Source organism: Sulfitobacter mediterraneus, assembly GCF_003054325.1.
GTDB lineage: Bacteria > Pseudomonadota > Alphaproteobacteria > Rhodobacterales > Rhodobacteraceae > Sulfitobacter > Sulfitobacter mediterraneus.
Genome location: NZ_QBKU01000014.1, coordinates 17,807 through 41,636, shown reverse-complemented (window position 1 = coordinate 41,636; position 23,830 = coordinate 17,807). Strand labels below are relative to the sequence as shown.

Sequence of the window (23,830 nt, the reverse complement as noted above, 5' to 3'; positions counted from 1 at the left end):
CACATGGCTGAGAACAACGACAGCACAGAAAAGACGTTAGAACCCACCGAAAAGCGTCTGCAAGATGCGCGGCGCAAGGGGGATGTGCCGTCTTCCAAAGAGACCGGCAATATGGTGGCGGTCATCGCGCTTTTGGGGATCACCGCACTGGTTCTGCCTTTTCAAACACCAAAAGTTGTCGGCGCCTTGACCGCGCTGATTGAACAAGCCTCCAGCCTGACAGTTGCCACCGGTGATCCGGGCCTGACCCGCCTTGGCCAGATCATGGGTGATTTCTTTCTCACGCTGGCCATTGCTGTTGCGCCACTGTTTGGCATCTTGCTGGTCGGCGGTTTGATCGGTGCGGCCATTCAGGGCGAAACCGTGATCGCTTTTGATCGCATCCAACCCAAACTGTCGAAAATCTCACCTCGCGAAGGCTTCAAAAGGTTGTTCTCCGCCAACTCCTTTGTCGAGTTTCTCAAAAGCATCATCAAGGTTTTTGCTGTTGGGGCGATGGCCATCTGGATCACCAATCAAGCAGTGCGGGCGATTTGGATGACATCCGGCTTTATCCCCGAATTTCTGCCCGGATATCTGGTGAATGCTGCTGGCAAACTGTTGTTGGCGGCTGCTATTTTTCTCGTGCCTCTGGCGATCGCCGACATCCTGTGGCGCAGGTTCGATTGGCGCCGCAAACAACGGATGAGCCAGAAAGAACTGCGCGACGAGATCAAGGAAAGCGAAGGGTCGCCCGAAATTCGCGGCAAACGCGCCCGCCGCCGCCGCGAGCTGTCGCAGCAGCGGACCATCGCCGTGGTGCCAATTGCCGATGTGATCCTCGCCAACCCGACCCATTTTGCAGTGGCGCTGAAATATGACCCGATCACGGATGTCGCCCCGATCTGTATCGCCAAAGGTGCCGATCACTTGGCCCACCGCATCCGCGAGGTGGCGTTTGAAAACGAGATTCCCGTGGTCGAGAACAAACCGCTTGCGCGTCTGCTCTATGATACGGTCGAGATTGATCAGCCGGTGCCGGTTGAACATTGGGAGATCGTCGCCGAGATCATCAGCTTTGTCTTTGATCGCAAAAACAACAAACCGCACAAGATCCCGGATGGTTCGACCCTGCAAACCAGCCTGAACTGACCTTACTTGAGCTTGATCCCGACCAGATCCTGATCGCCCGGCAATTGTGACCGTTCCAGAATGATCTTTGACACCGCCCGCGCCCGCACTGGTGAAACCTTGGCAAGGATCGGGGCCGCGGATCTTGGGTTCATCGTGCCAAGCACCATCACAGTGGTCTCAATATCCAGATCGTCCATGATCCGCGCAGCATCCGCTGGTTTCATGTTTTTGTAAAAGTCGATCAACCGGTTCAAATCATCGGTCTTGTTGGCTTCAATTCGGCCCAAAAGTGCCTCGATAGAGGCTTGCAACTCTGTCAGTGACCCCTTTTCAATTGCCAACCGTTCCCGCGCCAATGCCAATTCGGCCTGGCGGTCCAGAACTTCCTGCTTTTGCAGCTCTACCAGCTCGCGTTCGCGGGCCAGTGACCGCAACACATCTTCTGGCGCTTCGCATTCGCTGCCGCCCATCGGCAGATCGGCCACCAGCGGCGGAACGTCCTTTGCCGGCTCGGGCGCCGCGTCTTTCTTTTCTGCCGCCGCGGTCTGAACAACGGCTACATCCTGTACCGGATCAACCGTGTTGAACATCGGCAGCTCGGGAAATGACATCGCCGCCTTGGCAAACAACGTCAGCCCCAAACCACCCAAAATCACCTTACCGCTCAGCAGTCGCAGCATGGATCAGACCCTCGCCGTTGAAGAGGTTTCAAAGAACTTGCGCACCAGATCTTTCTTGTCACGCATCACCCGCAGGCCCGGCACTTCGGGCGCGTCGGATGGTGCACGGCGGCTGGAGAATGCCGCCTCAACCGGTGTGTCGGGCACCGCCTTCACTTGCGGCTCCTGAACCTGCTCTGCCACTTCGATGTTCTCGCGCATCAGATGCACGGAATGCTCGGTCTTATCCACCGCCGAGGAAAACTCATTCACCAATGGCTCCAGCTCCTTGAGCGTTGCCATCAGTTGCCGCACCTTGCGCGACACCGAATAGCCATAGGCAATGCTCCCCACCAGCAGCACAATGATCACACCATCAATTATCGTCGCCATCATTTTCGGGCACCTCCAAAGCTGAGAGTTTTTCTGTAATTTGCACGGCCACAAAGCCGTTGTTGCGTTTGCCAAGGGACACTTTGAACATCGGCGCATCGGCACAGGTCATGATCGCGTCTTGCCCCTCTTCGATCCCGAATTCCACGGTATCACCGGGCTGCCATGCCATAATTTTCTGTATCGGGATCGCCTCCTCGGCCATCACCACTTCCAATTCCATATGTGCCCGTTCAATCTGGTCGCTGATCAGATCCTGCCAGACATTCTGCGCCTGACCGCGATCACCAAAATAGATCTTTCCCAGATCCGGGCGGATCGGCTCAAGCGCGTCATAGGGGATAACAACGTCCAAAACCCCGGCATGCCCCGCCATCGCAACGGAAAGTTTCATCCGCGCACAAAGGGCCGAATGTTTGGCCACACTGGCCGCGTCCGGGTCTGTATCCACGCGATCAAGCTCAAGCGCGGCTTTGCCAACCACGGACAAAGCCCGTTGAAGTTCCGCCAGAATGGCCGCTGCCAGACGTTCGCCAAAGGCCAGCTCAATAGCGGTATATTCATCGCCGTCGTCATCGTTGATCTGCTTGGCGGTCCCGCCCAACATCAGCTCAACCGATGTCATGAACAACGTCCGGTCAATCGCCAGCATGATCTCCCCTTCAAAGGGATGGCCGGTGCCCACCGCCAACAGCGCGTTTTGCGGCAACCCTTCGATGATCTGGCCCATCGGAATATAATCCAGCTGCACCAAAGACGCCTCGCACAGTGACCGCATCAAATCAGGAAAAGCGACCGAGATATTTTCGACCAAACGTTCCCCGATGATGTCGAGCATCGGCAAACGGTCGAACGTGAAATCCGACAGGCGGATAATCTCATCAATGAGATTGTCCTCTTCGGCTTCGACCTTTTCCTCTGCCAGTGCTTGATTCACCGCTGCATTCCTTACTGAACAATCAGATCTTTGATGAGAATTTCCTGCGGCAGATCACTGCCCGCCGCCGCCCGCGCCCGTTTGAGCAATTCTGATTTTACAAACAACAGGCCCGCCATCCCGCGCACATCAGCCTCAGTCAGCCCGCGCAGGTAGGAGTTGAACAGATCCCGCATGAACGCCTGGCGTTCTTCCATAACCTCGGATGCGCCCTCTTCTGGTCTGTAGGCCACCACCAGATTAACCTTGAGAAAGGCCCGTGTCGGCGCGCCGTTGACATCATAACCTTCGATGTTGGTCAGCATCTCGCCAAAATCCAGCAAGCCGCTGTCATGGGTGGCCTCACCATGACCACCTTCATCCTTGGCCTTCAGCGCCTCGGCCTTTTCGGCCTCATGCCCGTCTTTGGCCAGTGGATCAGTGATGCCATTGCCTTTTTCGGCGTGATCATCCTTGCCCTCTTTGCCATCCTCCATGTCCTCGCCGAGCGCCTCGTCTTCATCCTTGTACTCGGGCTCATAGGCTTCGGCGTCTTGCATGTAGGCCATCCGCGCCAGGAAAAAGCCCGCGCCAAGCGACACCAGGCAAAACAACATGGCCGCCACGAGCATCTTCTTCGAACCTTTGGGCTTGGCCTCCGGGGCATCCCCCTCAGCCGCCTCCTCTGGTTTGCGCTTTTCTTTTGCCTTGCCAGCCATGGATAAAATGGGCTCCTCTACTCAAGAATAATCCGTCTTTTTCTGGTAAAACACAAGTTTAGTTTTGGTTAATTCTTGCTTTTAACCTTTTCTTAATGCTGTATAGTGACAAGAAAAATAAGCGGAGCGTTTCGTGCAGGGTTTGATCGACAATTTGATGGCGCTTGGTCGCCAACGGCTGCTTATCCTTGCAGGGACCGCCGTGGGGGTGATCCTTGCGATGTTGCTGGGCCTCAATGCCGTCGCGACCCCCGATTATGCACCTATCTACTCAAACCTCTCGGTCACCTCCGCCAATTCGATCGAGGCCACCCTCGCCAATGCCGGCTTCAAGGTATCGGTGTCCGAAGACGGGTCCAGCGTATCTGTCCCCCGCCCCGATGCCGCCCGTGCGCGGATGGTTCTGGCTGAATCCGGTGTTGCAATCGATGGCGATCCCGGTTGGGAGCTGTTTGACGAAAAAAGCGGGCTGGCGATGAACTCCTTCCTGCAAAAGATCAATCGCATGCGCGCCATGGAAGGAGAGTTGGCCAGATCCATCCAGACCATTGACGGCATTTCCACCGCGCGGGTGCATCTGGTCCTGCCAGATCGCGAACCCTTTTCCCGCGAGGCACCGGCGCCACGTGCCTCCATCATCGTGCGTCCCGAACCGGGCCGCGCCGTCACCCGTAAACAAGCAGTCGCGGTGCGCACATTGGTCGCTTCCGCTGTGGCAGAGCTTGATCTGGCGCGGGTCACTGTCCTTTCCGCCAGCGGTGAAACCATCCTCGCCGAAGGCACCGACGGCAACGGTCAGGCCACGATCCAATCTGCCAAAGCGGGTATCGAAGACCGTTTGGGTCAGGAGATCCAGAATATCCTGACAGCACGTGTGGGCGCAGGCAATGCGCGGGTTCGGGTCAATGTCGATCTCGTCACGCAACGAGAAGTCATTGTAGAACAAACCTTTGACCCTGATCAGCAGGTCGTCCGGTCCACCGAAAATAAATCCGAAAGCCAAAGCGGCTCCGAAGACGGCGGCAACGTCGGCATCGAAAACAACATCCCCGCTGCCCTTGGCGGCGAAGGCGGCGGCGCAACCTCGAACCGCTCTGAATCCGATGAATTGGTGCAATACGAAATCGGCAATACCCGCCGCGAAATCATCCGCGAGGCCGGCGACGTGCGCCGCATGACGGTCGCGGTTCTGATCAACGGGATCTACAACGTAGATGGCTCTGACGTGACCTATGCAGAGCGCAGCCCAGAAGAATTGAACCGCCTGACCGAGCTGGTGAAATCCGCCGTGGGTTTCCAGGAAAACCGCGGCGATAGCGTCTCGGTCGATAGTATGCGGTTCATGGATTACTCTATGGATTTGGGCGACCCGGTTGAAATGTCCTTGATGGATAACCTTTCGGAAAACATCGTCACCATCATCCGGAGCGTTATGGCCCTGCTGATCGTCGGGTTGATCATGGTGATGGGCGTGCGCCCCATCCTGCGCCGTCTCAACCCGCCAGAACAGCTCGAAGCCGATCCAGAAACCACCGGCGGCGCCCCTGCCCTTGCTGCAGGCGAGACAGCCGATGTTGATGCCTTGCCAGCCGGATCTGCGGGCATGCAGGCCCTGCCCAACGGCGAAAACCAGACAGCGGCGGCGGCTCTTCCGGGTACGGCTCGCACTGCGGCTAACGGCGTGGATGCCCGGGATTTACTCACCGATGATTACGGCGATGAGGAAGATCAGGAATATGTCGAGAAACAAGGCATTCGCGGCAATTTGCGCAAAAAGAAAATTGATAATATTCAACGCCTTGCTGATGAAAAACCGGAGGAAGTGCTTCGTGTGTTGCGCTCATGGTTGATGACTGAGGCCGAAGCATGATCGATCTGTTTCATCGCAACTTTGACAGCGAACCGTCAACGGGCAACAAGGCCTCGCCCCAAGACAAGATGAGCGACCTCGCAGCCTTTGCGGAGCAGGAATTGCGCATCAAGGAAGCCCGCCAAGAGGGCTTTGACGCAGGGCGCTCTGTGGGCCGTCAAGACGCCCAAGGCGAATACGACACCGCGCGGGAAAATCGGCTGACACAAGAACGCACCGCCATCCGCGATCAGCTAAACGCCGTGCTGGAACAAGATGCTGAACTGCGCCGCACATCAGAGCGGGACATCGTTGAACTGTTCTTGGGAATTGCCGAACGCTTGGTGCCGGAACTCCTTGAAAACTACGGCACGGACCTTGCGATCGAACGCATACGGCAAAGTGTGGCCCTTGCACGAACCGATCCGGTTCTGACCATTCGCGCCTGCCCGGATGTCACCGAAACCTTGCAAACCGAAGCGCCCGAATGGCTCGCCTCGGCCTCCCGCTCTGCGCAGATTGACGTGGTTGCCGACCCCGAACTGACAGGCAGCGCTGCACAGGTCAGATGGAAGGGCGGGCGTCTGGATTATGACATCGAACAAGCCAGTATCGCGGTGCTGGCCTCCCTTGCCACCGCGGCAAAAGAATTCAACGAAGCCACTGGGAAAGCTGGATAAATGGTAGACGAAAAACAGGAAGCTGCCGAAATGGAGACCCCACAATCGGCGCAAATCAACCCCGATGAATTGGCCCCCGAAGCCACGACCGACAAGCCCAAAGCGGGCAAATCTGGCGAAGGCAAAAGCCTCGATGCAATCTTTGGCGTCAAATTGGATGTCCGTGTCGTTCTGGGCCGCAGCCGCATGCCGATCTCGGAACTGCTTGATCTGACCAAGGGGTCAGTGATCGAATTGGATCGCCGCATCGGTGAACCCGTTGATATCATGATCAACGACCGCATGGTGGCCCGTGGTGATCTGGTTCGAGTGCAGGGCGATATGCTTGGCGTTGCGCTGCGGGAAATTGTCAAAGATTTCATCACAGACGTCTGATCTTGTCCTGTTTCGCCTCCTCTTTGCGCAGGGCCTTTGCCCCGCTGGCCGCCGCCGCGCTGTTTGTCCTTTTGGGGGCGCAATGGGCCAGCGCACAGGACAGCGAAATTGGTGGCCTGATCCGCGATCTATCCACCACTCTGGGCAATACCGAGCCCGGAAGTGATGCCGGTGCAAGCCTTTCTGGCCGATTGATCCAGCTTTTCGCGGTTGTCACATTCCTGAGTGTTGCACCCGGTTTGTTGGTCGTGATGACCAGCTTTACCCGCTTTGTGATCGTCTTTGCGATGCTGCGTCTCGCCTTGGGTCTGAACCAGACACCGCCCAATATCGTGCTCAACGCCATGGCCCTTTTCATGACGTTTTTCGTGATGCAACCGGTGTTCGATGACGCATGGCAAGGCGGCGTGCAGCCCTTGATCCGCAACGCCATCACCGAAGAGCAGGCCATGCAGAACATCGCAGAGCCGTTCCGCGAATTCATGTTGGTCAACACCCGCGACAAGGATCTGCAACTGTTTCAAGACATCGCCGGCGAAACCCCGGATCCGACAGACGGCCCCGACGCTGTGCCCAGCTGGCGCGTGCTGGTCCCGGGCTTCATGATCTCGGAACTGCGCCGCGCTTTTACGATCGGGTTCCTGATTTACCTGCCTTTCGTAGCCATCGATTTGATCGTTGCTTCGGTGTTGATGAGTGCCGGTATGATGATGCTGCCGCCAGTTTTGGTTTCACTGCCCTTCAAAGTGATTTTCTTTGTTTTGATTGACGGTTGGTACATGCTCGCAGGCTCGCTTATTCAATCATATTTATCTGGCTAAACGTCCATTCTCCAAAGAAAGAGATGTTCAACAAGGATAGCTTGGTTTATCCTTGGTTAAACCTTTCGCTCGTGATCAGGACATTTGACACCAATGAATCAATTCGTCCCCTTCCGCAAACACCGCCGCATGTCCGGCGCGCAAAAATCAGCGATTCTATTCCTGTGTCTGGGCGAAGAACGCGGCGGTGCATTGATGCAAAAACTGGACGTGCCGGAGATCCGCCAAATCACCACAGCCATCTCAACCATGGGCGAAGTGGATGCCAGCGTGGTCGAGGAAATCATGGTCGAATTTGGCCAAAAGGTCAGCCAGATCGGAGGGGTCGTCGGCTCCATCGAAGCGGCGCGGGGCTTGCTCAAAGAGTTTCTACCAGAAGAGCGGGTGGCAGAAATTCTTCAGGAGATTGACGGCAATACCACCGACAATGTTTGGCGCGACCTTTCAGATCTAGACGAGAAACAACTGGTTGAGTTCCTGCGCAAAGAACACAATCAAACTGTTGCTGTGATCCTCTCCCGCATTCGCCCGGATGCTGCGGCCAAAGTGTTGCCCTTGCTGGGCGCCGACCGCGCAACCGATCTGATTGAGCGGGTGATGGAGATGGACAACCTGCCAAACGACACGATCATGAATATCGAAAACACGCTGCGTGACGATGTTTTGGCCAAGGCCGGGCGCAGCGCAGAGGCCCGTGTCGAAGGGCAGCTTGTCTCGATATTTAACAAGCTCGACGAAGATTTATTTGGCAATCTCTCCCGCGAATTGGAGGAACGCCAGCCTGATCAGTTCCGCGCGATCAAACAAAAAATGTTTGTATTTGATGATCTTATGAAGTTCGAACCCGTCACACTTGGCAAGATCATGCGCGAGGTTTCCGGCAACACCCTGCCTCTTGCCCTGCGCGGCGCCAAAAAAGAAGTACGCGAACATTTCCTTGAATCCCTGCCCTCTCGGTCACGCGGAATGCTGCAAGAAGAGATGGAATCAATGGGCCCCGTCAAATCCAAAGACGTCAAGCAAGCGCAATCGGAATTGGTCGAAGGGGCGCTGCGTTTGGTGTCTGAAGGGGTGGTCGAAATGCCCGACGAGGGCGAGGATATGATGGATGAGGCAGCCGAATAACCGCCCGAATCAACGGTAAAGCTGTGATGCTGAGAACGTGACGGTCGCAACATCCAACGTGATCGGTACAAATTGCGCCCCGAAACTTGCAGATTGCAAAATGCTCACCGCTGGGCTGCCCGCGGAAAACTGCGGCGGGTTCAACACGTCAGAAATCGCCATATAGCGGGTGATCATCCGCTCTTGCTCTGCTGGGTCAGCAAGGTCCGCCAGATCATATTTATCTTCGAACAGTTTCTTTTGCACTTCCAGATCAAGACCGGAAATTTGCTCTGGTAAATTCAGGGTGATTTGGAAAAATTTGGTGAGCTTCTCATCGGCCAGAACCTCAAACCAACTGTTGAGCCCTGCAACCTCTTCGCGAAACTCAAGCACCGTACCCACGGTACCGTTTTGATTGTCATTCTCGTTGATGAATTGCCGGTTATAGAACCGGTCAACAATTTCATTCACCCAGGTTTCATTCGAGAAATCAGGGTCTTGCGGCCCATCCTCGGTGGTAAACTCAAGCGAAAGATGCATCTCCCGAAACCGCGAATCCGTCAATCGGTTCAACAGCGATGCTTCATCTACCGGATCACTTTCGAGGATCTTGCGCACCATGCCTTTGCCAAAAATCTGATCCTCAAGATCAAAGGCTTTCATCACAAAGCTATAGACCTCAAAGTCCGCAACCAGCTCTTCTGGGGTGCTGATGCTCGCAATTCGTTCCCGAAATGCTTCTTCTCCGCGCTTGTTTGCGGGATCGTCGCGCATCACTTCGATCTGGCGATCTCGCGTGACGTCAATCAACCGCAGCGCGGTCTGGCTGGTCAATCCCGAGATGCTGATCATAGCGTATCCTATTCTGCGGCAGTGGCCGCATTTTTCGCCTGAAGGACATCAAACAGCTGCGTTTCATAGTCCATCACCGGACGCAGCGCACGCATCGCTTTGTAAAAGTCGGTCTGAGACACCTGGCTCGCCGCTTCAAAGATATGCTGGCTCATGTCGTCATGAAAAACAGGGACAAGTTTACCCAGTTTCTTTTGAATGATCGGCACCAACTTGCCGCGCACATTCGGATCAAGCAAAGCCGCCTGAATGAAGTAATAGACCTCTTTCACGGGGGATCGCGCTTCGGATTCGTCCAGAAGATCGGCCTCACGGACGATATCGGCGTGGTTTTCGATGATCAGCATTTGCCGCCGGTCCGCATTGCGCACAACACAGCCGTTGATCAAAATCCGCTCGTTTGGTTTTAGGGTCAGTCGCAACGCCATATCAAATCACTCCGCTGCTGTATCAAACGCCCGGCCGCCAAGACCGTCGATGATGCTACGGTTAATATCGATCAGGGGCTTAACGTTTTTGCCACCCGATAAAACGCTCTGCGTATGGCCTTCTACCCAGATCGCCAAAGACACCAATGAGGCCCGCAATTCAGGGCTCAAATTGTTCTCTTTTTCCATGAGATCCATTTTGAACGTCGCCCAAACCTGCTGATTTCTCCACAGTGAATGGCGAAGACCATCTGCAAGCACTTGCAAACGATCAATTTTTCGTTCGGCGTTATCGAAAGCGTCGAACTGTTGTTCCAGTTCTGAAGTCACCTGCGCAAGGATGCGGCGCTCAATTTGACGCGGCGCTTCCGTGTGCGAGATGGTCCGCTTATATGCGGCTACACTCATTCTCGTCACCTGTTTGTTTTTTCTGCCTCAGCTTAACTTTAGCCAGACGCGGTTAAGAGAAATTTAAGATTCCGGCAATTCGATGACAAAGTCCGCTTTTGAGCGGCCTTAAACGACAATCATGGCACATCTGCCACAGATCATGGCTGATTTCCTTGGGAAACCAAGGTTTTGCGAGTTGTTGTTCATAGAAATAGAGTTTGAACAGCGGCGCGGCATCAAGGCACGCGCCGCTGACGAGGTTAGTTTACGTGGCTTTCCGCCATCTGTTCTGCCTGCAGGCGCCCTTTTGCCATTTCCTGGCCCGCCGGTGCCGCTTGCGCAGTGGTGCGATCTGCAAAAGCGGCCAATTGACCTTGCTCCAGCCCTGAAAGATCCACCAAGAGGGAGCCCAAAACCTGGCCCAACTCTTTGCCCGAATAATAATCCGCTTCGCTCATCGCGCGGGGCTCGACCAAAACGATCGTCTCATCGCTGATTTCGATCCCCAATTCTTCGTCCAATACATCAGCAAGGCTCGCCCCCGGCATGACTTCGCAACCACCGTAGCTTGCAAACGGTTTCAAGCCGTCAGCGCCTGCCTGTGTAATCAGGCAAAGTGTGGGTGCCGCCAAGAGGGAGGACAGAATCTGCGCAAGTGGGGATAATTCAGCCATATCGCGGCGTTCAATCGTTCCGCTCCACACGTGCTCAAGAATATCAACCACTACCAAGATCCCCCGATCAAAAACCAATGCAACTCCAGATTACCTCGCAAAGTTTTCATTTTGAACGAAAGATTTGTTAACCTTTTTGAAACTTCGAGGGCACGGCTTCGCCCGAAAATAGGCAACTTAACGCCGGCCTGACGGCACGAGTGGTTGTCAAAATCTACAAATTTCCCTTGGTTTATGGGCTCCTACATCTAGTGGCACGAATTTCTATCAATCCTAGAGCTTGTGCTTGGGGCAAAATATAGCAGATGTTCAGCGAGGGTAGCGAATTTACATTTCCCCTCTTGTAAAAAGAGAAATCTACTAAAACCTTAATTCGCTATTTCTGGGGAGGGCGAAGCCAAAGTTTGCAACCGGATGCAAAGACGCAGAACTGCCTAATTTCTCAGCTTTCGCTAAAAAGATCGGCACCATTCGTGGACAGGCAATACCCCGACGACCGTACGGTTGAGACCGACATTTGCGATCCAAATGAATCAAGCAGCTTTTTGCGGATCTTTGCCACGTGGACATCAAACTTGCGATCACCATAACGCCAGGGGCGCGCATCAACTGCATAACTTAGATCGTCGCGGGTCACGATCTGCCCATCGTGGCTGAACAAGACGCGCATCACCTGCGCCTCAGCGGTTGTCAGGCCGGCCCGCGCCGCGATGTAAGCTTCGGTTTCCCAATTTGCATCCTGAACCGATGCGGAGCTGGTGTTTGGTGATTGCCCCAAACGCACAAAAAGCCGCAGCGCCAATTCATGCAGGGAACAGGGCCAGTCAACCACATCGTCAGCTCCGGCAAGAAAGGCCTGCGCCCCAAATTCCGACACTCCGTTTTGCAGCACAATCACCACCGGCGGGTTGGCCTTTTGCTTGACCCGCTCAATCAGCGCGACCGCCTCTTCCTTCACCTTGGGCGGGAACACAAAAAGCGCCTGCGGGTTCAGGGCAAGCGCAGCATCCTGTCCGTCTTTTGTGAACTCTTCGATAACTTCAAAATCGTACTTCAAGATAACTGAAAACAGGTAGCTCAGCGCAGTCTTCAGCGCCGGGTCTGTGGTGACCAGCACTGAAGAAAAACGATTTTGATCCTGGTTCATGATCGGAAAAACGACTCTTTTGAAACAATGGCTTGAGACTCACCCTGTCTCAAGTTTGTAACTTTAAGTGGAATTTTTCAACAATATCTTATCAGAATTTTAACTATTCTTTCCTGTCACCCGGCGCGCATTGCAGGTCGCAAGAACAACAAAAGAACAAATTGCATTTCTTCTGCCTTTCCCGGATTTGTTCACTCTCTGTTAACTTTGAGTTCTACATAGTACTTGTAACGGTCGCAGAAAGCGCCGGCATAAACCTGGAAACTGGGTAACAAAATGACAGGCACAAACGGCGCTTACGCAACTCGCTCTCTCGCTCTCGCAGCGGCTCAGCGGTTGGAAAAACTGATCAAATTGACAGAGCACGACGATTTTCTTCATGACACATTGCAAGCGGCGGGGCATGTCATCACGCAGGCAGGGCTTTTATCCAACAGCAGTGGCGCAACTGACCTTGGTCCCGTTAGGCAAAACGGCGGTTCCTCTGCTTCGCTCTGCCACTAATACACGCAAAACTAGAGAAATTTGCACAATTGGCGGCTCAAACCGGCGAATTTGTGCAAAAGTGAGCCAATTTGCACATTTTTCTTGTAAAGCAAGGAGAATTGACCGCTTATCTTGACCAAAGTTTTGATCATAAGCCCAAAGCATGGATACTCGCCTTTACACTGCGGGCATCTTTGCCGTGGGATGAATGGCGGACTGCAAGAATTAGGAACCAGGCAGGTCGGCTTGCGCATTGGTATGTGTGACCCGATCACGGCCGACTGGAATAAAGAGCGAGATGATTGTGGAAAACAAAAACACAGTTGATCCATCCGATGCCGCGTTAAAGGTTCTCAGCGCCTTTGCATCCCGCGAAAACGCAACAGTCGAAGACGTGATTGCACTGGCCCGCCAATTGCCAAATGCCCTGAGCGGCATAACCGGCGCCATCGCCAACCTGACCGAAGCGCCCACGCCGTCCCTTCCAACCGCCGTGATGGCGCATCCTGCGGTTCCGGTTTCCAAATCCGTGACCAATGACACCGTCACCTGCCTGTGTTGTGGTCGATCCTTTACGATGCTCAAACGCCACCTCAAGGCAGAGCATGGGTTGACCGAAGATCAATACCGCCTGCAATTTGATCTGCCCGAAGATCACCCGCTGGTCGCGCCAAACTATTCCATCCGCAAGGCTGAATATGCCAAACGCATCGGTCTTGGAAAATACGCCCGCGATGACACAAACCAACAAAGCGGCAGACCCACGGTCTGACACTTTCGGACCGGGCCACACTATTGCCCCAATTTGGTCCTGCTTAACTCACACTTAACATTGATAACTGCCTTAACCGCGGACTAGCAGAAGCACGCCCGCCGAAAACGATCGAACCTAATCGACGTGGACGAGGCAGAGCATCATGGCAGCAGCAGCGCAGCCCAAAATCTTTAAGAAGATCGAAGTCATCGAAGGTGGCGGCCATCACGGCGGCGGCTGGAAAGTGGCTTATGCGGACTTCATGACAGCGATGATGGCGTTTTTCCTACTTATGTGGATCCTCGCCAGCTCTGACGAAGCCAAATTGCGCGGCATCGCGGAATACTTCACCAATGCGACCATGCCCGGCGGCAGCGGCATTTTGGATGGCGCAACCCTTGGACCACCCGGCACATTGACCGCCTCAAACGGCAGCGTCGTGGCACGCGGTTCCGAACTTGGCAAAATCGATGATCCCTCCCCCGCCAAGTGGGAAATCCGCGACGTCACCCCCACATCCGATCCCAAGGAAAAAGTGCTCGGTTCCAAAGAGGGTGATCACGAACACCCAGCGGCTGCAGATGCGGCTGTTGAGTTCAGCGAATCCGGCAAAGAAGGCACTTCTGACGGCACCGGCGGCCAAGACGCCGCGATGGCCGAGGTGCGCAAGCAAGACGATAGCCAGTTCGAAGAGCTCCGCATGGAAATTCAAAGTGCCATGCAGGCAAACCCGGACCTCAAAGATTTGCAAGCCAATGTTATTTTTGAAAAAACCCCGGACGGCCTGCAAATTCTGATTGTCGATCAGGATGGCAAACCGATGTTCCACAGTGGCCGCGCCGAAATGGCGGGCGCCACCAAAACACTGATGAACAAACTTGGACAATCGCTTGCGAACATCCCAAATCGCATGGTTCTGTCTGGTCACACCGATGCCGTGCGCTTTGCCGACAGCACCAAATACGACAACTGGGATCTATCCTCGGATCGCGCCAATGCCACCCGCCGGGTGTTTGAAGGGTCCGGTGTAAATCGTGCTCGCATCATCCGGGTTTCAGGTCTGGCCGATACACAGCTGTTGGTTCCGGCAAACCCGAAAGATCCGACCAACCGGCGCATCTCCATTCTGGTGCAATACCGTCAAAAAGCTGACATGGCCCCTGCCCCGATGGTGAAAGAAGCCAAAGCGGATATGCCTGCGCCCAAGATGGACAACCCTGCACCGGTCAAAGATCACGCGGAAACCAAATCACACTCCGCTCAAGAAACCAAACATGCGGCCGATCACACCGCGCCAGAACCAAGCCCTCTTGGCGATCAGGTTTTCCAACATCTGCGCAGCGCGCTGCGTTAAACCTGAGGCACCAATGCCGCTGGCCTCGATTTGCGCACCGTTGCAAATCGGGGCCGCCGCGCGTTTTCCGCCGACTTTCTCAGAAAATCTGGCAACAGCGGGTTCAATTCAGGTGCCCGCTTAGGCTTATCCTGAAACGGATGCCGGCGGAATGACGCAGCCGGAACGACGGTCGGTGCCTGGATCGGACTTGCGCGATAATCCTTCTGCTTGAGACCCAGCAGAACTTCGGGATCAAGCCCCTCTTCCAGCGCATAGGTATAGTTAACAGCGTAGTCGATCGCCTCTTCCAAAATCGCGGGATAGGACGCAACCAGCTCCATCAAACGGCGCTCATCAGAATACAAAAACTGCTTGGTTTCATACCCGACCACTTTCGGCACAAAACAAACCGCCTCGGCTGCAACGCCCAAGGTCTGCACCAATCTCGCCGGAACGCGCGGGCGTTCATCGCGGCGGAATACGATCATGCTGCAATCGCCATCCCGCATCAAACAAGCGGCAAGGCAGATGTCACTCGGCCAGGCAGAAAACACATGTTTCACGTCTTCACCGTCAATCAGCACCACCAAAACGCTTTCGGTACTGTTCATGCGCCTGAACTCCAAACCTTGTTATACATATCTAAACTTGTATTCTTCCTTTAAGCGGTGTCAACTGTTATTGATATTTCAACTTTATACTTAACAGTGGCCAACTATCCTTGAGTTTTCTCGAGAATAGAGGTTAAAGTTCGACTGAGTGACGCAGAGGGCGGAAAATGACAGTTATCCTTGGTTTCGTTGTTGTCATGGGCATGGTCTTTGGCGGCTATATCCTGTCCGGCGGCGAGATGGACATCATCACATACGCCCTGCCCTTTGAGGGCATGATGATCGGTGGGGCCGCTATCGGCTCTTTCATCGCAGCCAACTCTCTCGGCAACATCAAGGGCGCGGCCAAAGGGCTTGCAAAGACCTTCAAAGGGCCGAAATGGAAGAACAAAGATTACATTGATCTGCTGAACCTGATGTTCACCCTGACCAAGATGTATCAGCAGAACGGCATGCTGTCCCTTGACGAACATATTGAGAATCCGAAGGAAAGCACGATCTTCTCCCAGTATCCCAAACTGCAAAAAGATCACTTTGCCATTGACCTGATCACCGACAGTTTCCGTATGCTCGCCCTTCAGTTTGATGATCCGTATCAGGCCGAAGACGTGATCAACCGCAAGCTCAAGAAACATCACCACGAGGCGCTTGTAGCGCCGCACGGGTTGACCGTTGTCGGCGATGCCCTGCCCGCGATCGGGATTGTTGCGGCGGTTCTGGGCGTTATCAAAACCATGGCCTCCATCGACAAACCCCCTGCCATTCTGGGCGGCATGATCGGTGGCGCGCTTGTGGGTACTTTCCTTGGGGTTTTCCTTGCTTATCTTTTTGTTGCCCCGCTGGCCAACCGGCTTGAGGCCATCGAAGAGCAAGACGGGATCTACTACGCCGTGATCCGCGACATCTTTATCGCAATGCTGCACAACCACTCGCCCGCGATCTGCACCGAAATCGGCCGCGGCAATATTCCAAGCGACCTGCAGCCAACGTTCTATGAGATGGAAGAGGCACGCCAGTCTGCGCCAGAGGCCGCTTAATCCATGCCCCCGCGCAACCGCTTGGCCGCGCTCAAGCTGATCGGCCGCATCAAACAGCACGAATTGGAAAGCATCGGCGCCGAGCTCTCTGCCTTGCGTGCCGCCCAATCGGATCTGGACCGGCAAAGCGCAGATCTATCCCAGCACGCCGCAACCGAAGCCAGCCAAAGCAATGCAGACACCCGCCCCTATCTACCCGGATACCTCAAATCGGTGGATATCAAGCAGCGCGGGCTGGAAGAAGAGCGCGAAAAACTCGAAGAACAGGCCGCATTGGCCGAGGCCCGCCTCTTCACAGCCTTTCGCGAAACCAAGACCAACGAAACGGTGCTGGACCGGGCGGTCAAAGAACAATCACTGGAAGAAGCCCGTGCAGAAATTGCCGCGCTTGATGATGCGGGTCGCAATCTGTTTTTGCTCAAACGGGCTGAGGGCCAGACTTAACCCGCGCCGCGACGCTCAGGCCGCCGCTTCGTATTTTGTCGCCCAGATCTCATTGATCTGATCGGCCAAGGTCATCGGGTCAAAAGGTTTGCCAATCACGTCCAGATCGGCCGGATGCACGATCAATCCCTCGCCGCCATCCATCAATCGCGCCGTCAAATAGATGCAGGGTACATTTTCAAACCCGGCCATCTTGCGAATTTCCACCAGCGTCTCTGGCCCGGTCAGCCCCGGCATCTGCACATCGCTCAAGATCAGCTGTGGTTGAAATTCCTCAATCACCGCCAGCGCCTTATCGCCGCGGTCCACCTGCATGATGTCAAAATCACCCACCAGGCTCAGCGCCATTCCAGTGATCTGCAAAATCTCGGCATCATCCTCGACGTGCAGAATTTTCTTTAGCTCAGCCATTCTGTTATCCCCGCCTTCCTCGTCATCGTTCCATATTTCAATTTATGCACGCCGCCGGCCGCGCCCGCCTCCGCTAGAGAATTTTGAGACCACGCCGCGGCTCGCTTGTTTTGCCTTGGTCTTGGAGACAATCAATGTCACCGGCCAACCGGAGGGCAACCGCCCGCCCTGCATCGGCATCAATGCCAGTGTTGCGGCATCATTGCCCTCACCGAATTGCGCAATCACATCGTATTGGGTGCTGCGGGATTTGCTCACCGCCTCGCCTTTGGATTTGACCGCCTCGATCTCCTGCTCTTTCAACCATTGCATGACCTCGTCATCACTGCTGATCGCGAGTACCTTGGCAGTGTCTCCGCCTTCGCCAACAAGCAGATCACCACAGTCGCGCAACCAGTCCTGAACCATCATACCAGATGTGATGTTACGGGCGGCAATATCCTGCCGTGCATTTGCTGCTTGGGTGAGTTCAATGACCGAAACGTCACAGTTTTCCATTTCCTCGCGCTGCAACAGCTCCACCATCAAGGCCTGTTCATGGCTCGACATCCAGTTCAGCACCGTGGATTGCCCCACAACACCGCGCCCTTTTGCCACCTGCAAGGCATTCACCCGGCCCAGTTCGAATTTCACATCCGTGCCAGTCTCGCGGCTCTTTGTTACCAAACGGTCAATGGCGGTTTCGCCCACCTTGGGCGTCGCAATCGCAACTGTTTCTGGCAGTGTGTCGGTAAATGTCAGCGCCGCGCTGTCGTCAGATCCCTTGCGCGAGATTGGCACAACCGTGTCACCATCCAGCATCGGCAGATCGACAAAAAACTCTGTGCCGATGCCTTCTTTGCTGACAAATGCAATCCGGCCTTTGTGATGTTCAACGATCAGCTTCACAATCGACAGGCCAAGACCGGTGCCGCCTTTGGAGCGTGTGTCAGAACTGTCCGCTTGGGTGAATTTGTCAAAGATTGTGGCCTGCGCCTTTTCCGGAATGCCATCTCCAAAATCCCGGATCGAGATCCGCAACCTGCCTTCAAACTCGCTCAAGGACACCAATATCTCGGACCCCTTATGCGAAAACTTGGCCGCGTTCGACATCAGATTATCCATCACCTGTGTCAGGCGTGTCGCATCACCGTAGGTACGGAACTCATTCTCTTTGGCGTCGCCAATCCGCCGTAGGGTCACGTCAAATTTCTCGGCGTAAAACTTGTTCGCCTCAAGCGCGTCAGACACAACCGTGTTCAGATCAAACGCTTGCATCTTATAATCCATCTTGCCCGAGCTGATTTTCTCAAGGTCAAGAATGTCATTGATCAAGGTCACCAAACGGTCGCAGTTTGACGCGGCCATATTGATCACGCCGGTCATTTTTTCCGGCACTTCGCCCACGGCACCAGACACCGCAAGACCAAGCGCCCCTTTCATCGAGGTCAGCGGCGTGCGCAGCTCATGGCTAACCGTCGCGATAAATTCGTTCTTGGCTTTTTCCACCGCTTTGCGCTCGGAAATATCGCGGTAAATCACGATCAAGCGCGGTTCGTCCTGTTCGGGCTGGGCGTATTCAAGGCTGATCTCATAAGTGACATCAAACTTGCCTTCGACCTCCCATGTGACCCGCCGCTGGGGTCCGGCGATGGTCGCCTCCGCCCGCATCTTGAGCGCGTCAAAATCGTCCTTGGTGATAAAGTCGGAGGCTTTCTTGCCTTTCCAGCTGCCGCCCATCCGTTCGCCGATCAACAGCTGGTATGCAGAAGAATTCACGTACATCAGTTCAAACGTACCGGGCCGCATCACGATGACCTGATCCTGGATCAGTTCCAGCGTGTTGTTGAACCGGCTCTCGGATACGCCCGTCCGGGTCTCTGTCACATCAGAGGCAACAATCGCGATCTCGCTCAATGTGTTCGATGCACTGGTCACCGGAATAAATGTGCATTGCACCCAAGCGGCCTTGTCATCGCGCCGCGTCAGTTGCAACGCGCCCTGCCAAGGGGCGCCCGATTGCATGGAGGCCATAATCTCGGTTTCCAGCAAGCTTTGATTGGTCTCGTTCAACAGCTCCGCCAAATGGTTCTGAAGCAAGCTGCCCCGTGGCCGGTCAAGCGCATTCAGGAACCGTTCATTCACATGCGAAATCACGCCATCTTTGGTCAGCATACAAAAGACCGTGTGGTCCTCGATCGCATTGCGATAAAACTGCTTGGACCGCACTTCGGATTGCAGAACATTCTTGCGGGCCTCGGCCAGCTGCGCATTGCGCCGCACCTGAAATGCCAAAAACGCCAGTGACAAAACTATCAACGTGCCAAGCCCGATCACCGGCCATTGATAGGCCGAATAAATCCGCGTTGCGGCACGGCGCAGATAGTTCTCATATGGCCGCGCCCGGAGCGAGATCAAAAGCTCATGCACCGTTTGATAGTTTTGCGGCGCTTGCCAGACCACACCGCCCGCCGATTGCGACACATCGCTGTCTTCGGTCACCGACAACAGGCTGTTGATCACCAACGCCAAAACCTCTTCGGGAACATCCGGCACCGCCGAAATGACCCAATCGGGATAAAGCGGTGTGCTGACCCAAAACGGATAGCCGTCATGATCCATCGCGCCCAAAGGCCGGAAATCATCCAGCGACAGCGCCCCTTGCTTGGCAAGGTTTTCCAAAACCCCCGCACGGATCACACCGACATCAACAAGACCGGTCTGCACGGCATAAACAACTTCGCGCTGGTTCCCCCCCGAAAACATCAGGTCGGACCCAAAGTCGTCCGGCTCCAGCCGGCTTTTGCGAAACTCCTGCTGCGCCAGTTGCCAGCCGGTCATCTCTTGCGCGGCAACACCCATGATCGGGCGGCCGGATACATCTTCGAAACTGCGGATGTCACTGTCAGCGCGAACAAACACCACCGCGCCGGTTTCATCGTAGGTGACCCCGTTCCACATATGCGCCACTGACAGCAGCGCCCGCGCCCCGCTTTCGACTTCGCCCACCACAAAGGTTGCAGGATCTCCGAGGAACAGATCAATCTGATCATCCGCAATCCCGTCAAGCAACGTCAGATCCGTATGCGGCTCGATCTTGAAACGGTAGGGCAAGCTCTGGTTTCTGGCAGCGTTGTTCAACAGATCGATTGTTGGCGTCCAGGCCTCCAGCGCACGGGTTGCCCCTTCGGTCGCCAGAATGCCAACCCGGATTTCAGTGTCAGAGGTGCCCTGCGCCATCGCGGCGCGGCCCGCCATTATTCCCATCGCGCAGACAATGACCAACCCAAGACGCAAAAGCGCCCCGATGGTCGGCCCTGTCGGCATGATGTGAAAAAGGCGATGCATAATGCGTTCAGGTCGCGTTCAAACTAACGTCGATCTGGTCGAGCATCGCAACCAAATCCACCTCGATCCCCTCGGTGTTCAGCGGTCGCGGACCGTCCAGAACATCGCGGATGTTCTGTTCCAGCTTTGCGGCCATAGCGCCAATTTCTGCAAATCCAAATGATCCTGCCTGCCCGTGCAACTTGTGCGCACGTTGGCAAATTTCATCGACCACCTTTTCGGTGTCTTCATCTTCGTAAAGCTGATCCATCAATGCGTCGAACTCTGCGACGCGCTCTGGCATGGATTGCACAAACCGTTCTTTGATCTTGGCCAGACCGGCCTGCAACTTTTCGAGATTCGAGTCTTGGGGTGCCTGCATCATGGTTTCAAACTGCCTCGGGTCTTTTTTGTATTTTCGGTATTTTTCCTACCGTTAACGAGAAGCTTAACATAAAGCGGAAAACTGGTCTTCGAAAATTCCCGCATAAGTTAATTCGTGGTTAAAGAATTGAATCCAATTCTCACGTTCTCCAGTCTCTGCTGCCTTTTTGCCACGGCCAACTAAACCAGAGGTGGTTCGCCTAGTGAAAGCTAAACCGCTGAAACAACCGTGCCGCGATGGACCGTGCCGGGCGGTTCACATGGCTGGCTTCACGGCTTTCCAAACCATCAAGTGCGCGTTCGATAAACTTCAGATCCTTGGGCCGGTCAAAGGCCTTGGGCACACAAGCCGGGCCAACGATGACACTCAACCCGCCTTCCGCCACGCCCGATGGCACGTATTCATCTTCGCTCAGAACCATCGCCAATTCACTTTGCAGCGCGGTGATTTCCATCAATCGGGTGTGATCGCAAATACACAGGAATTTGCCCTCACCGATATAGGACATGAATGCCTGCGTGCCCAGCAAGGTCTCGGAGATCGCCCGCGCAATCCCGGTCAGTACCTTGGCAAACCGTGCGCTGGTGGTGGATTCATGCACCTCTTTCAGTTCCGGAATGTGAATGGCAAAGGCGACCATCGCAAAAATGCGCTGCTTCTGGATGGACCGGGCATAGTTTTCCAGCACCGTCATGCGGATGAACCCGTTTACCGATCCAGTGACCGGCACAGGATAATCATAGCCGGTTTTCGGCGTCGCGCCGCGCCCGGTCGGGTCAAACATGCCCATGCGCCCGTGGGGATTGTTCCGCTCCACGTTCCGCACCCGCGACATCAATTCAACCACGTCAAACGGTTTGACGGTGTAATCGGTCGCGCCCGCTGCAAAGGCATAATCAATATAGGGTTTGTCGCTCATCGCCGTGATCATCAGGATCGGCGTTTCCGCATAATCGGGCATCTGCCGCACAGTGCGGCACAGTTCGATCCCGTCCATGCCCGGCATCTGGATATCCAGCATCAGACAATCAAAGGGCGCGTCCTGCTTGTGCAAGATGTTCAGCGCATCTTCTGCACCTGTGGCCGTGACCAGATCTTCGTATCCATAGCCGGACAGAATTTCGGTCAACAGGTCAAGAATGACCGGGTCATCATCAACGATCAGAAATTTCATGTTGTGCTTCAACACCCTTACGAGCGTTCCATTCAATGTCCGCCCCTGACGCGCAACCGCAGAGATGGAAAGCCTCTTTTGCCTTCTGGCAGAGAGCGGCGAACAGGATAAGCCCCACCCAATTCAACCGATGCTAGAGTGGTGGCACGAGAATGTGGCGCAATTTAGACAGCCTGCCTCAAATCCTAACAAAGTCCGCGATATTTGGGTTTAATTGGTTAACGCTCTGTTAAATAAAGCTTCTGATCGTCTGCACAGCCCCATCCAGCGCCTTGCCGTCCGGGTCTTGCAAGGCTGCTTCGCGCAGACGCGCGACCCAATCAGCCGCATCCTCGCGTCCGTCCAACAGTTTGGCGGCTTCCATCACCGTGGCGAATTTAGACAAACCCCGCACATGGGTGTCCGAATACCCTTTGATCAGCCGTCTGCATTTTAACAATTCGACAGACAGCGCATAGTCCCGCTCCAGCGGCGCAAGGCTTTGCCGCAACCACTCCGTCAGATGCGCCTGCTCTACCTCGTGCCGCCGCGTGCGCCGCCGGTATCCCTTCAGCCCGCCCAGCAGATGCAACATCACAAAGGACCGCAACCGATGCGTCCGCAACCGCCGCCCCTTGTTGAACCACCGGTCCAGCATCGCCATGCGGCGCGGGTCGGCTTCCCATTTCGCGCCCATCTTGGCGGGCATCAGGCTCGCGATCTCTTCGGCGCGGGGATGGAAAAATTCGGTCAGCTCAACCAGCTGCCCTTCCTCCACGTTCATCTCGCCGGTGATCCGGTCAAACCGCGTGCTGCGTGTCTTGAGATCGGCCACCCGAATGATGTCATCATAGGCCATCGCATTGGCGATATATTTTGCCGCCGCAGCGCTCAGCGCCCAATCCCGCGCCGCGCTGTCACGGGCCAAAACACCATCCAGATGATCCAGATATTCACCGCCATAAGCGCAATCTTGAAAATCCACGACCTTGGCCAAACCGGCCTTTGCCATGTCTTGCACCGGCCCTGGCATCGCGGCAATCCGCGCCATCAAGGTCTGCCACTCTTTCATCAGTGCGGCCGGACCATTCACTTTACCCCCAGCCGCTTCAACCGGCGCGGACACAGCGGCGACCTCATCGCCCTGCGCTGCATCATACCCTGCCGCAAATCCGCGCAAGGACGCTTCAACCCCTTTGCCGCCCGCACAGATCGCCTCTTCGAACGCGGCGCGGGGAAACGGCAATGCGCCTGATCCTGCCAATGCGCCAAACAGGCTAGAGGAAATCACCGACCCCTGTTCAATTGCCAATCGGTCCATATCCGCAAGGATCAATCGCTGCGCTGCAATCTCTGCCGCAGCGCGCACCTCATCGGCATCGGCAATCCCGTCACCGGGTGCCATTTTCTCTGACACGGCCAATGCCCGATGGGTCGATCCGATCAGCGTGGTGCGATCCGGCGTCACAAATCCGCGCATGATCGACCGGCCGACTTCCATCATCTCAGCGGCGATCATCACATCCACGTCACCCCCCGAAGGGGCAAGCGCAAAAACCGGTGCCTGATCACTTTGCGGTGTCATCTCAACATAGTAGATCGTCGCGCCCGTCCGCTGTGCCACGCCCGCCACCGATGTCGCTTGGCACGCATAGCCCTGCGCCCGTGCCAGCGCCTCGATCCAGCCGGTCAAGACGCCGCCGCCCTGCCCGCCCACGGCCAAAACCGCCAGCTTGATGATCTCGCCAACACGGGCATCCGGCGTCTGTTGTTGCAACGGCATG

26 protein-coding genes are annotated in these 23,830 nt (G+C 55.3%); 10 read left to right on the top strand and 16 right to left on the bottom strand.

The features are described 5' to 3' along the window. The first annotated feature begins 3 nt into the window (after positions 1-3). Complete coding sequence (locus C8N31_RS18235; RefSeq protein ID WP_025048531.1) at positions 4-1,131, top strand: EscU/YscU/HrcU family type III secretion system export apparatus switch protein; 1,128 nt, start codon at positions 4-6, stop codon at positions 1,129-1,131. A gap of 2 nt (positions 1,132-1,133) precedes the next feature. On the opposite strand, the gene C8N31_RS18230 is transcribed toward C8N31_RS18235, so the two are convergent. From C8N31_RS18230 to C8N31_RS18215, 4 genes are read right to left on the bottom strand one after another with little or no spacing between them, the layout of a single operon-like run. After that, positions 1,134-1,793, bottom strand: coding sequence for a MotE family protein (locus C8N31_RS18230; protein WP_037918565.1), 660 nt, complete (start codon positions 1,791-1,793; stop codon positions 1,134-1,136). Positions 1,794-1,796: 3 nt separating this feature from the next. Further along, positions 1,797-2,168 carry a flagellar motor switch protein gene (locus tag C8N31_RS18225; protein ID WP_025048529.1) on the bottom strand — a complete coding sequence of 124 codons (372 nt, stop codon included), beginning with the start codon at positions 2,166-2,168 and terminating at the stop codon, positions 1,797-1,799. After that, positions 2,149-3,102, bottom strand: coding sequence for a flagellar motor switch protein FliM (locus tag C8N31_RS18220; RefSeq protein ID WP_025048528.1), 954 nt, complete (start codon positions 3,100-3,102; stop codon positions 2,149-2,151). The genes C8N31_RS18225 and C8N31_RS18220 overlap by 20 nt, the downstream gene beginning before the upstream one ends. Positions 3,103-3,113: 11 nt before the next feature. Further along, entirely contained in the window at positions 3,114-3,800 is a 687-nt protein-coding gene (locus C8N31_RS18215) for a flagellar basal body-associated FliL family protein (protein ID WP_025048527.1), read from the bottom strand. Between the two features lie 133 nt (positions 3,801-3,933). Between C8N31_RS18215 and fliF the strand changes: the two genes are divergently transcribed. The 5 genes from fliF (at position 3,934) to C8N31_RS18190 (ending at position 8,650) form a co-directional block, all read left to right on the top strand. Beyond that, positions 3,934-5,670 (top strand): flagellar basal-body MS-ring/collar protein FliF, encoded by a 1,737-nt coding sequence (gene fliF, locus C8N31_RS18210; protein WP_025048526.1) that lies wholly within the window; start codon positions 3,934-3,936, stop codon positions 5,668-5,670. Beyond that, positions 5,667-6,329, top strand: a complete 663-nt coding sequence (locus C8N31_RS18205; RefSeq protein ID WP_025048525.1) for a FliH/SctL family protein — start codon at positions 5,667-5,669, stop codon at positions 6,327-6,329. The genes fliF and C8N31_RS18205 overlap by 4 nt, the downstream gene beginning before the upstream one ends. Continuing rightward, on the top strand, positions 6,330-6,704 hold the full coding sequence (locus C8N31_RS18200) for a FliM/FliN family flagellar motor switch protein (protein WP_037910288.1): 375 nt from the start codon (positions 6,330-6,332) through the stop codon (positions 6,702-6,704). Next, positions 6,704-7,525: a flagellar type III secretion system pore protein FliP gene (fliP, locus tag C8N31_RS18195; RefSeq protein WP_107992400.1), complete on the top strand. Its 822-nt coding sequence runs from the start codon at positions 6,704-6,706 to the stop codon at positions 7,523-7,525. The genes C8N31_RS18200 and fliP overlap by 1 nt, the downstream gene beginning before the upstream one ends. 93 nt (positions 7,526-7,618) lie before the next feature. After that, the gene (locus C8N31_RS18190; RefSeq protein ID WP_025048522.1) at positions 7,619-8,650 is read left to right on the top strand and encodes a flagellar motor switch protein FliG; all 1,032 of its coding nucleotides are present in this window, start codon (positions 7,619-7,621) and stop codon (positions 8,648-8,650) included. Between the two features lie 9 nt (positions 8,651-8,659). Here the strand turns inward: C8N31_RS18190 and C8N31_RS18185 are convergent, their stop codons facing one another. From C8N31_RS18185 to C8N31_RS20235, 6 genes are all read right to left on the bottom strand, one after another. Further along, positions 8,660-9,484, bottom strand: coding sequence for a DUF1217 domain-containing protein (locus tag C8N31_RS18185; protein ID WP_025048521.1), 825 nt, complete (start codon positions 9,482-9,484; stop codon positions 8,660-8,662). Between the two features lie 8 nt (positions 9,485-9,492). Continuing rightward, on the bottom strand, positions 9,493-9,912 hold the full coding sequence (locus C8N31_RS18180) for a flagellar biosynthesis repressor FlbT (RefSeq protein WP_025048520.1): 420 nt from the start codon (positions 9,910-9,912) through the stop codon (positions 9,493-9,495). 6 nt (positions 9,913-9,918) lie between these two features. Further along, the gene (locus C8N31_RS18175) at positions 9,919-10,320 is read right to left on the bottom strand and encodes a flagellar biosynthesis regulator FlaF (RefSeq protein WP_025048519.1); all 402 of its coding nucleotides are present in this window, start codon (positions 10,318-10,320) and stop codon (positions 9,919-9,921) included. 242 nt (positions 10,321-10,562) lie between these two features. Beyond that, entirely contained in the window at positions 10,563-11,027 is a 465-nt protein-coding gene (locus C8N31_RS18170; RefSeq protein WP_146173146.1) for a hypothetical protein, read from the bottom strand. A gap of 391 nt (positions 11,028-11,418) precedes the next feature. Then, positions 11,419-12,123 carry a winged helix-turn-helix domain-containing protein gene (locus tag C8N31_RS18165; RefSeq protein ID WP_025048517.1) on the bottom strand — a complete coding sequence of 235 codons (705 nt, stop codon included), beginning with the start codon at positions 12,121-12,123 and terminating at the stop codon, positions 11,419-11,421. A gap of 426 nt (positions 12,124-12,549) precedes the next feature. Continuing rightward, positions 12,550-12,774, bottom strand: a complete 225-nt coding sequence (locus tag C8N31_RS20235) for a hypothetical protein (RefSeq protein ID WP_146173145.1) — start codon at positions 12,772-12,774, stop codon at positions 12,550-12,552. 133 nt (positions 12,775-12,907) lie between these two features. Here C8N31_RS20235 and C8N31_RS18155 point away from each other — a divergent pair, with 133 nt between their 5' ends. Together C8N31_RS18155 and C8N31_RS18150 are read left to right on the top strand one after the other, a co-directional pair. Next, positions 12,908-13,381, top strand: a complete 474-nt coding sequence (locus tag C8N31_RS18155) for a Ros/MucR family transcriptional regulator (RefSeq protein ID WP_025048516.1) — start codon at positions 12,908-12,910, stop codon at positions 13,379-13,381. Between the two features lie 145 nt (positions 13,382-13,526). Continuing rightward, positions 13,527-14,717 (top strand): flagellar motor protein MotB, encoded by a 1,191-nt coding sequence (locus tag C8N31_RS18150; RefSeq protein ID WP_025048515.1) that lies wholly within the window; start codon positions 13,527-13,529, stop codon positions 14,715-14,717. Here C8N31_RS18150 and C8N31_RS18145 read toward each other — a convergent pair. Next, a complete protein-coding gene (locus C8N31_RS18145; RefSeq protein ID WP_025048514.1) occupies positions 14,714-15,310 on the bottom strand; it encodes a hypothetical protein in 597 nt (198 codons plus the stop codon). The genes C8N31_RS18150 and C8N31_RS18145 overlap by 4 nt on opposite strands. 167 nt (positions 15,311-15,477) lie before the next feature. Between C8N31_RS18145 and motA the strand changes: the two genes are divergently transcribed. Next, positions 15,478-16,347, top strand: a complete 870-nt coding sequence (gene motA / locus C8N31_RS18140; protein WP_025048513.1) for a flagellar motor stator protein MotA — start codon at positions 15,478-15,480, stop codon at positions 16,345-16,347. 3 nt (positions 16,348-16,350) lie between these two features. Then, entirely contained in the window at positions 16,351-16,791 is a 441-nt protein-coding gene (locus C8N31_RS18135; RefSeq protein WP_025048512.1) for a hypothetical protein, read from the top strand. 15 nt (positions 16,792-16,806) lie between these two features. On the opposite strand, the gene C8N31_RS18130 is transcribed toward C8N31_RS18135, so the two are convergent. From C8N31_RS18130 to C8N31_RS18110, 5 genes are all read right to left on the bottom strand, one after another. Then, positions 16,807-17,202: a response regulator gene (locus tag C8N31_RS18130; protein WP_025048511.1), complete on the bottom strand. Its 396-nt coding sequence runs from the start codon at positions 17,200-17,202 to the stop codon at positions 16,807-16,809. Between the two features lie 42 nt (positions 17,203-17,244). Beyond that, positions 17,245-20,529, bottom strand: coding sequence for a PhnD/SsuA/transferrin family substrate-binding protein (locus C8N31_RS18125; RefSeq protein ID WP_025048510.1), 3,285 nt, complete (start codon positions 20,527-20,529; stop codon positions 17,245-17,247). A gap of 7 nt (positions 20,530-20,536) precedes the next feature. Further along, positions 20,537-20,890 (bottom strand): Hpt domain-containing protein, encoded by a 354-nt coding sequence (locus C8N31_RS18120; protein ID WP_211313764.1) that lies wholly within the window; start codon positions 20,888-20,890, stop codon positions 20,537-20,539. Positions 20,891-21,092: 202 nt separating this feature from the next. Further along, complete coding sequence (locus tag C8N31_RS18115; RefSeq protein ID WP_025048508.1) at positions 21,093-22,067, bottom strand: response regulator; 975 nt, start codon at positions 22,065-22,067, stop codon at positions 21,093-21,095. A gap of 229 nt (positions 22,068-22,296) precedes the next feature. Beyond that, on the bottom strand, positions 22,297-23,829 hold the full coding sequence (locus C8N31_RS18110) for an indolepyruvate oxidoreductase subunit beta family protein (RefSeq protein WP_025048507.1): 1,533 nt from the start codon (positions 23,827-23,829) through the stop codon (positions 22,297-22,299). Position 23,830 lies beyond the last annotated feature (1 nt).

Bases quoted from the DNA above. Each gene is read 5' to 3' on its own strand.
- C8N31_RS18215 (WP_025048527.1), bottom strand. From the start codon at position 3,800: ATGGCTGGCAAGGCAAAAGAAAAGCGCAAACCAGAGGAGGCGGCTGAG.
- C8N31_RS18120 (WP_211313764.1), bottom strand. From the start codon at position 20,890: ATGCAGGCACCCCAAGACTCGAATCTCGAAAAGTTGCAGGCCGGTCTG.
- C8N31_RS18115 (WP_025048508.1), bottom strand. From the start codon at position 22,067: ATGAAATTTCTGATCGTTGATGATGACCCGGTCATTCTTGACCTGTTG.
- C8N31_RS18150 (WP_025048515.1), top strand. From the start codon at position 13,527: ATGGCAGCAGCAGCGCAGCCCAAAATCTTTAAGAAGATCGAAGTCATC.
- C8N31_RS18135 (WP_025048512.1), top strand. From the start codon at position 16,351: ATGCCCCCGCGCAACCGCTTGGCCGCGCTCAAGCTGATCGGCCGCATC.
- C8N31_RS18205 (WP_025048525.1), top strand. From the start codon at position 5,667: ATGATCGATCTGTTTCATCGCAACTTTGACAGCGAACCGTCAACGGGC.
- C8N31_RS18230 (WP_037918565.1), bottom strand. From the start codon at position 1,793: ATGCTGCGACTGCTGAGCGGTAAGGTGATTTTGGGTGGTTTGGGGCTG.
- C8N31_RS18180 (WP_025048520.1), bottom strand. From the start codon at position 9,912: ATGGCGTTGCGACTGACCCTAAAACCAAACGAGCGGATTTTGATCAAC.
- C8N31_RS18235 (WP_025048531.1), top strand. From the start codon at position 4: ATGGCTGAGAACAACGACAGCACAGAAAAGACGTTAGAACCCACCGAA.
- C8N31_RS18200 (WP_037910288.1), top strand. From the start codon at position 6,330: ATGGTAGACGAAAAACAGGAAGCTGCCGAAATGGAGACCCCACAATCG.
- C8N31_RS18130 (WP_025048511.1), bottom strand. From the start codon at position 17,202: ATGGCTGAGCTAAAGAAAATTCTGCACGTCGAGGATGATGCCGAGATT.
- C8N31_RS18175 (WP_025048519.1), bottom strand. From the start codon at position 10,320: ATGAGTGTAGCCGCATATAAGCGGACCATCTCGCACACGGAAGCGCCG.
- C8N31_RS18185 (WP_025048521.1), bottom strand. From the start codon at position 9,484: ATGATCAGCATCTCGGGATTGACCAGCCAGACCGCGCTGCGGTTGATT.
- C8N31_RS18110 (WP_025048507.1), bottom strand. From the start codon at position 23,829: ATGCCGTTGCAACAACAGACGCCGGATGCCCGTGTTGGCGAGATCATC.
- C8N31_RS18125 (WP_025048510.1), bottom strand. From the start codon at position 20,529: ATGCATCGCCTTTTTCACATCATGCCGACAGGGCCGACCATCGGGGCG.
- C8N31_RS18165 (WP_025048517.1), bottom strand. From the start codon at position 12,123: ATGAACCAGGATCAAAATCGTTTTTCTTCAGTGCTGGTCACCACAGAC.
- motA (WP_025048513.1), top strand. From the start codon at position 15,478: ATGACAGTTATCCTTGGTTTCGTTGTTGTCATGGGCATGGTCTTTGGC.
- C8N31_RS20235 (WP_146173145.1), bottom strand. From the start codon at position 12,774: ATGCTTTGGGCTTATGATCAAAACTTTGGTCAAGATAAGCGGTCAATT.
- C8N31_RS18225 (WP_025048529.1), bottom strand. From the start codon at position 2,168: ATGATGGCGACGATAATTGATGGTGTGATCATTGTGCTGCTGGTGGGG.
- C8N31_RS18145 (WP_025048514.1), bottom strand. From the start codon at position 15,310: ATGAACAGTACCGAAAGCGTTTTGGTGGTGCTGATTGACGGTGAAGAC.
- C8N31_RS18155 (WP_025048516.1), top strand. From the start codon at position 12,908: ATGATTGTGGAAAACAAAAACACAGTTGATCCATCCGATGCCGCGTTA.
- C8N31_RS18190 (WP_025048522.1), top strand. From the start codon at position 7,619: ATGAATCAATTCGTCCCCTTCCGCAAACACCGCCGCATGTCCGGCGCG.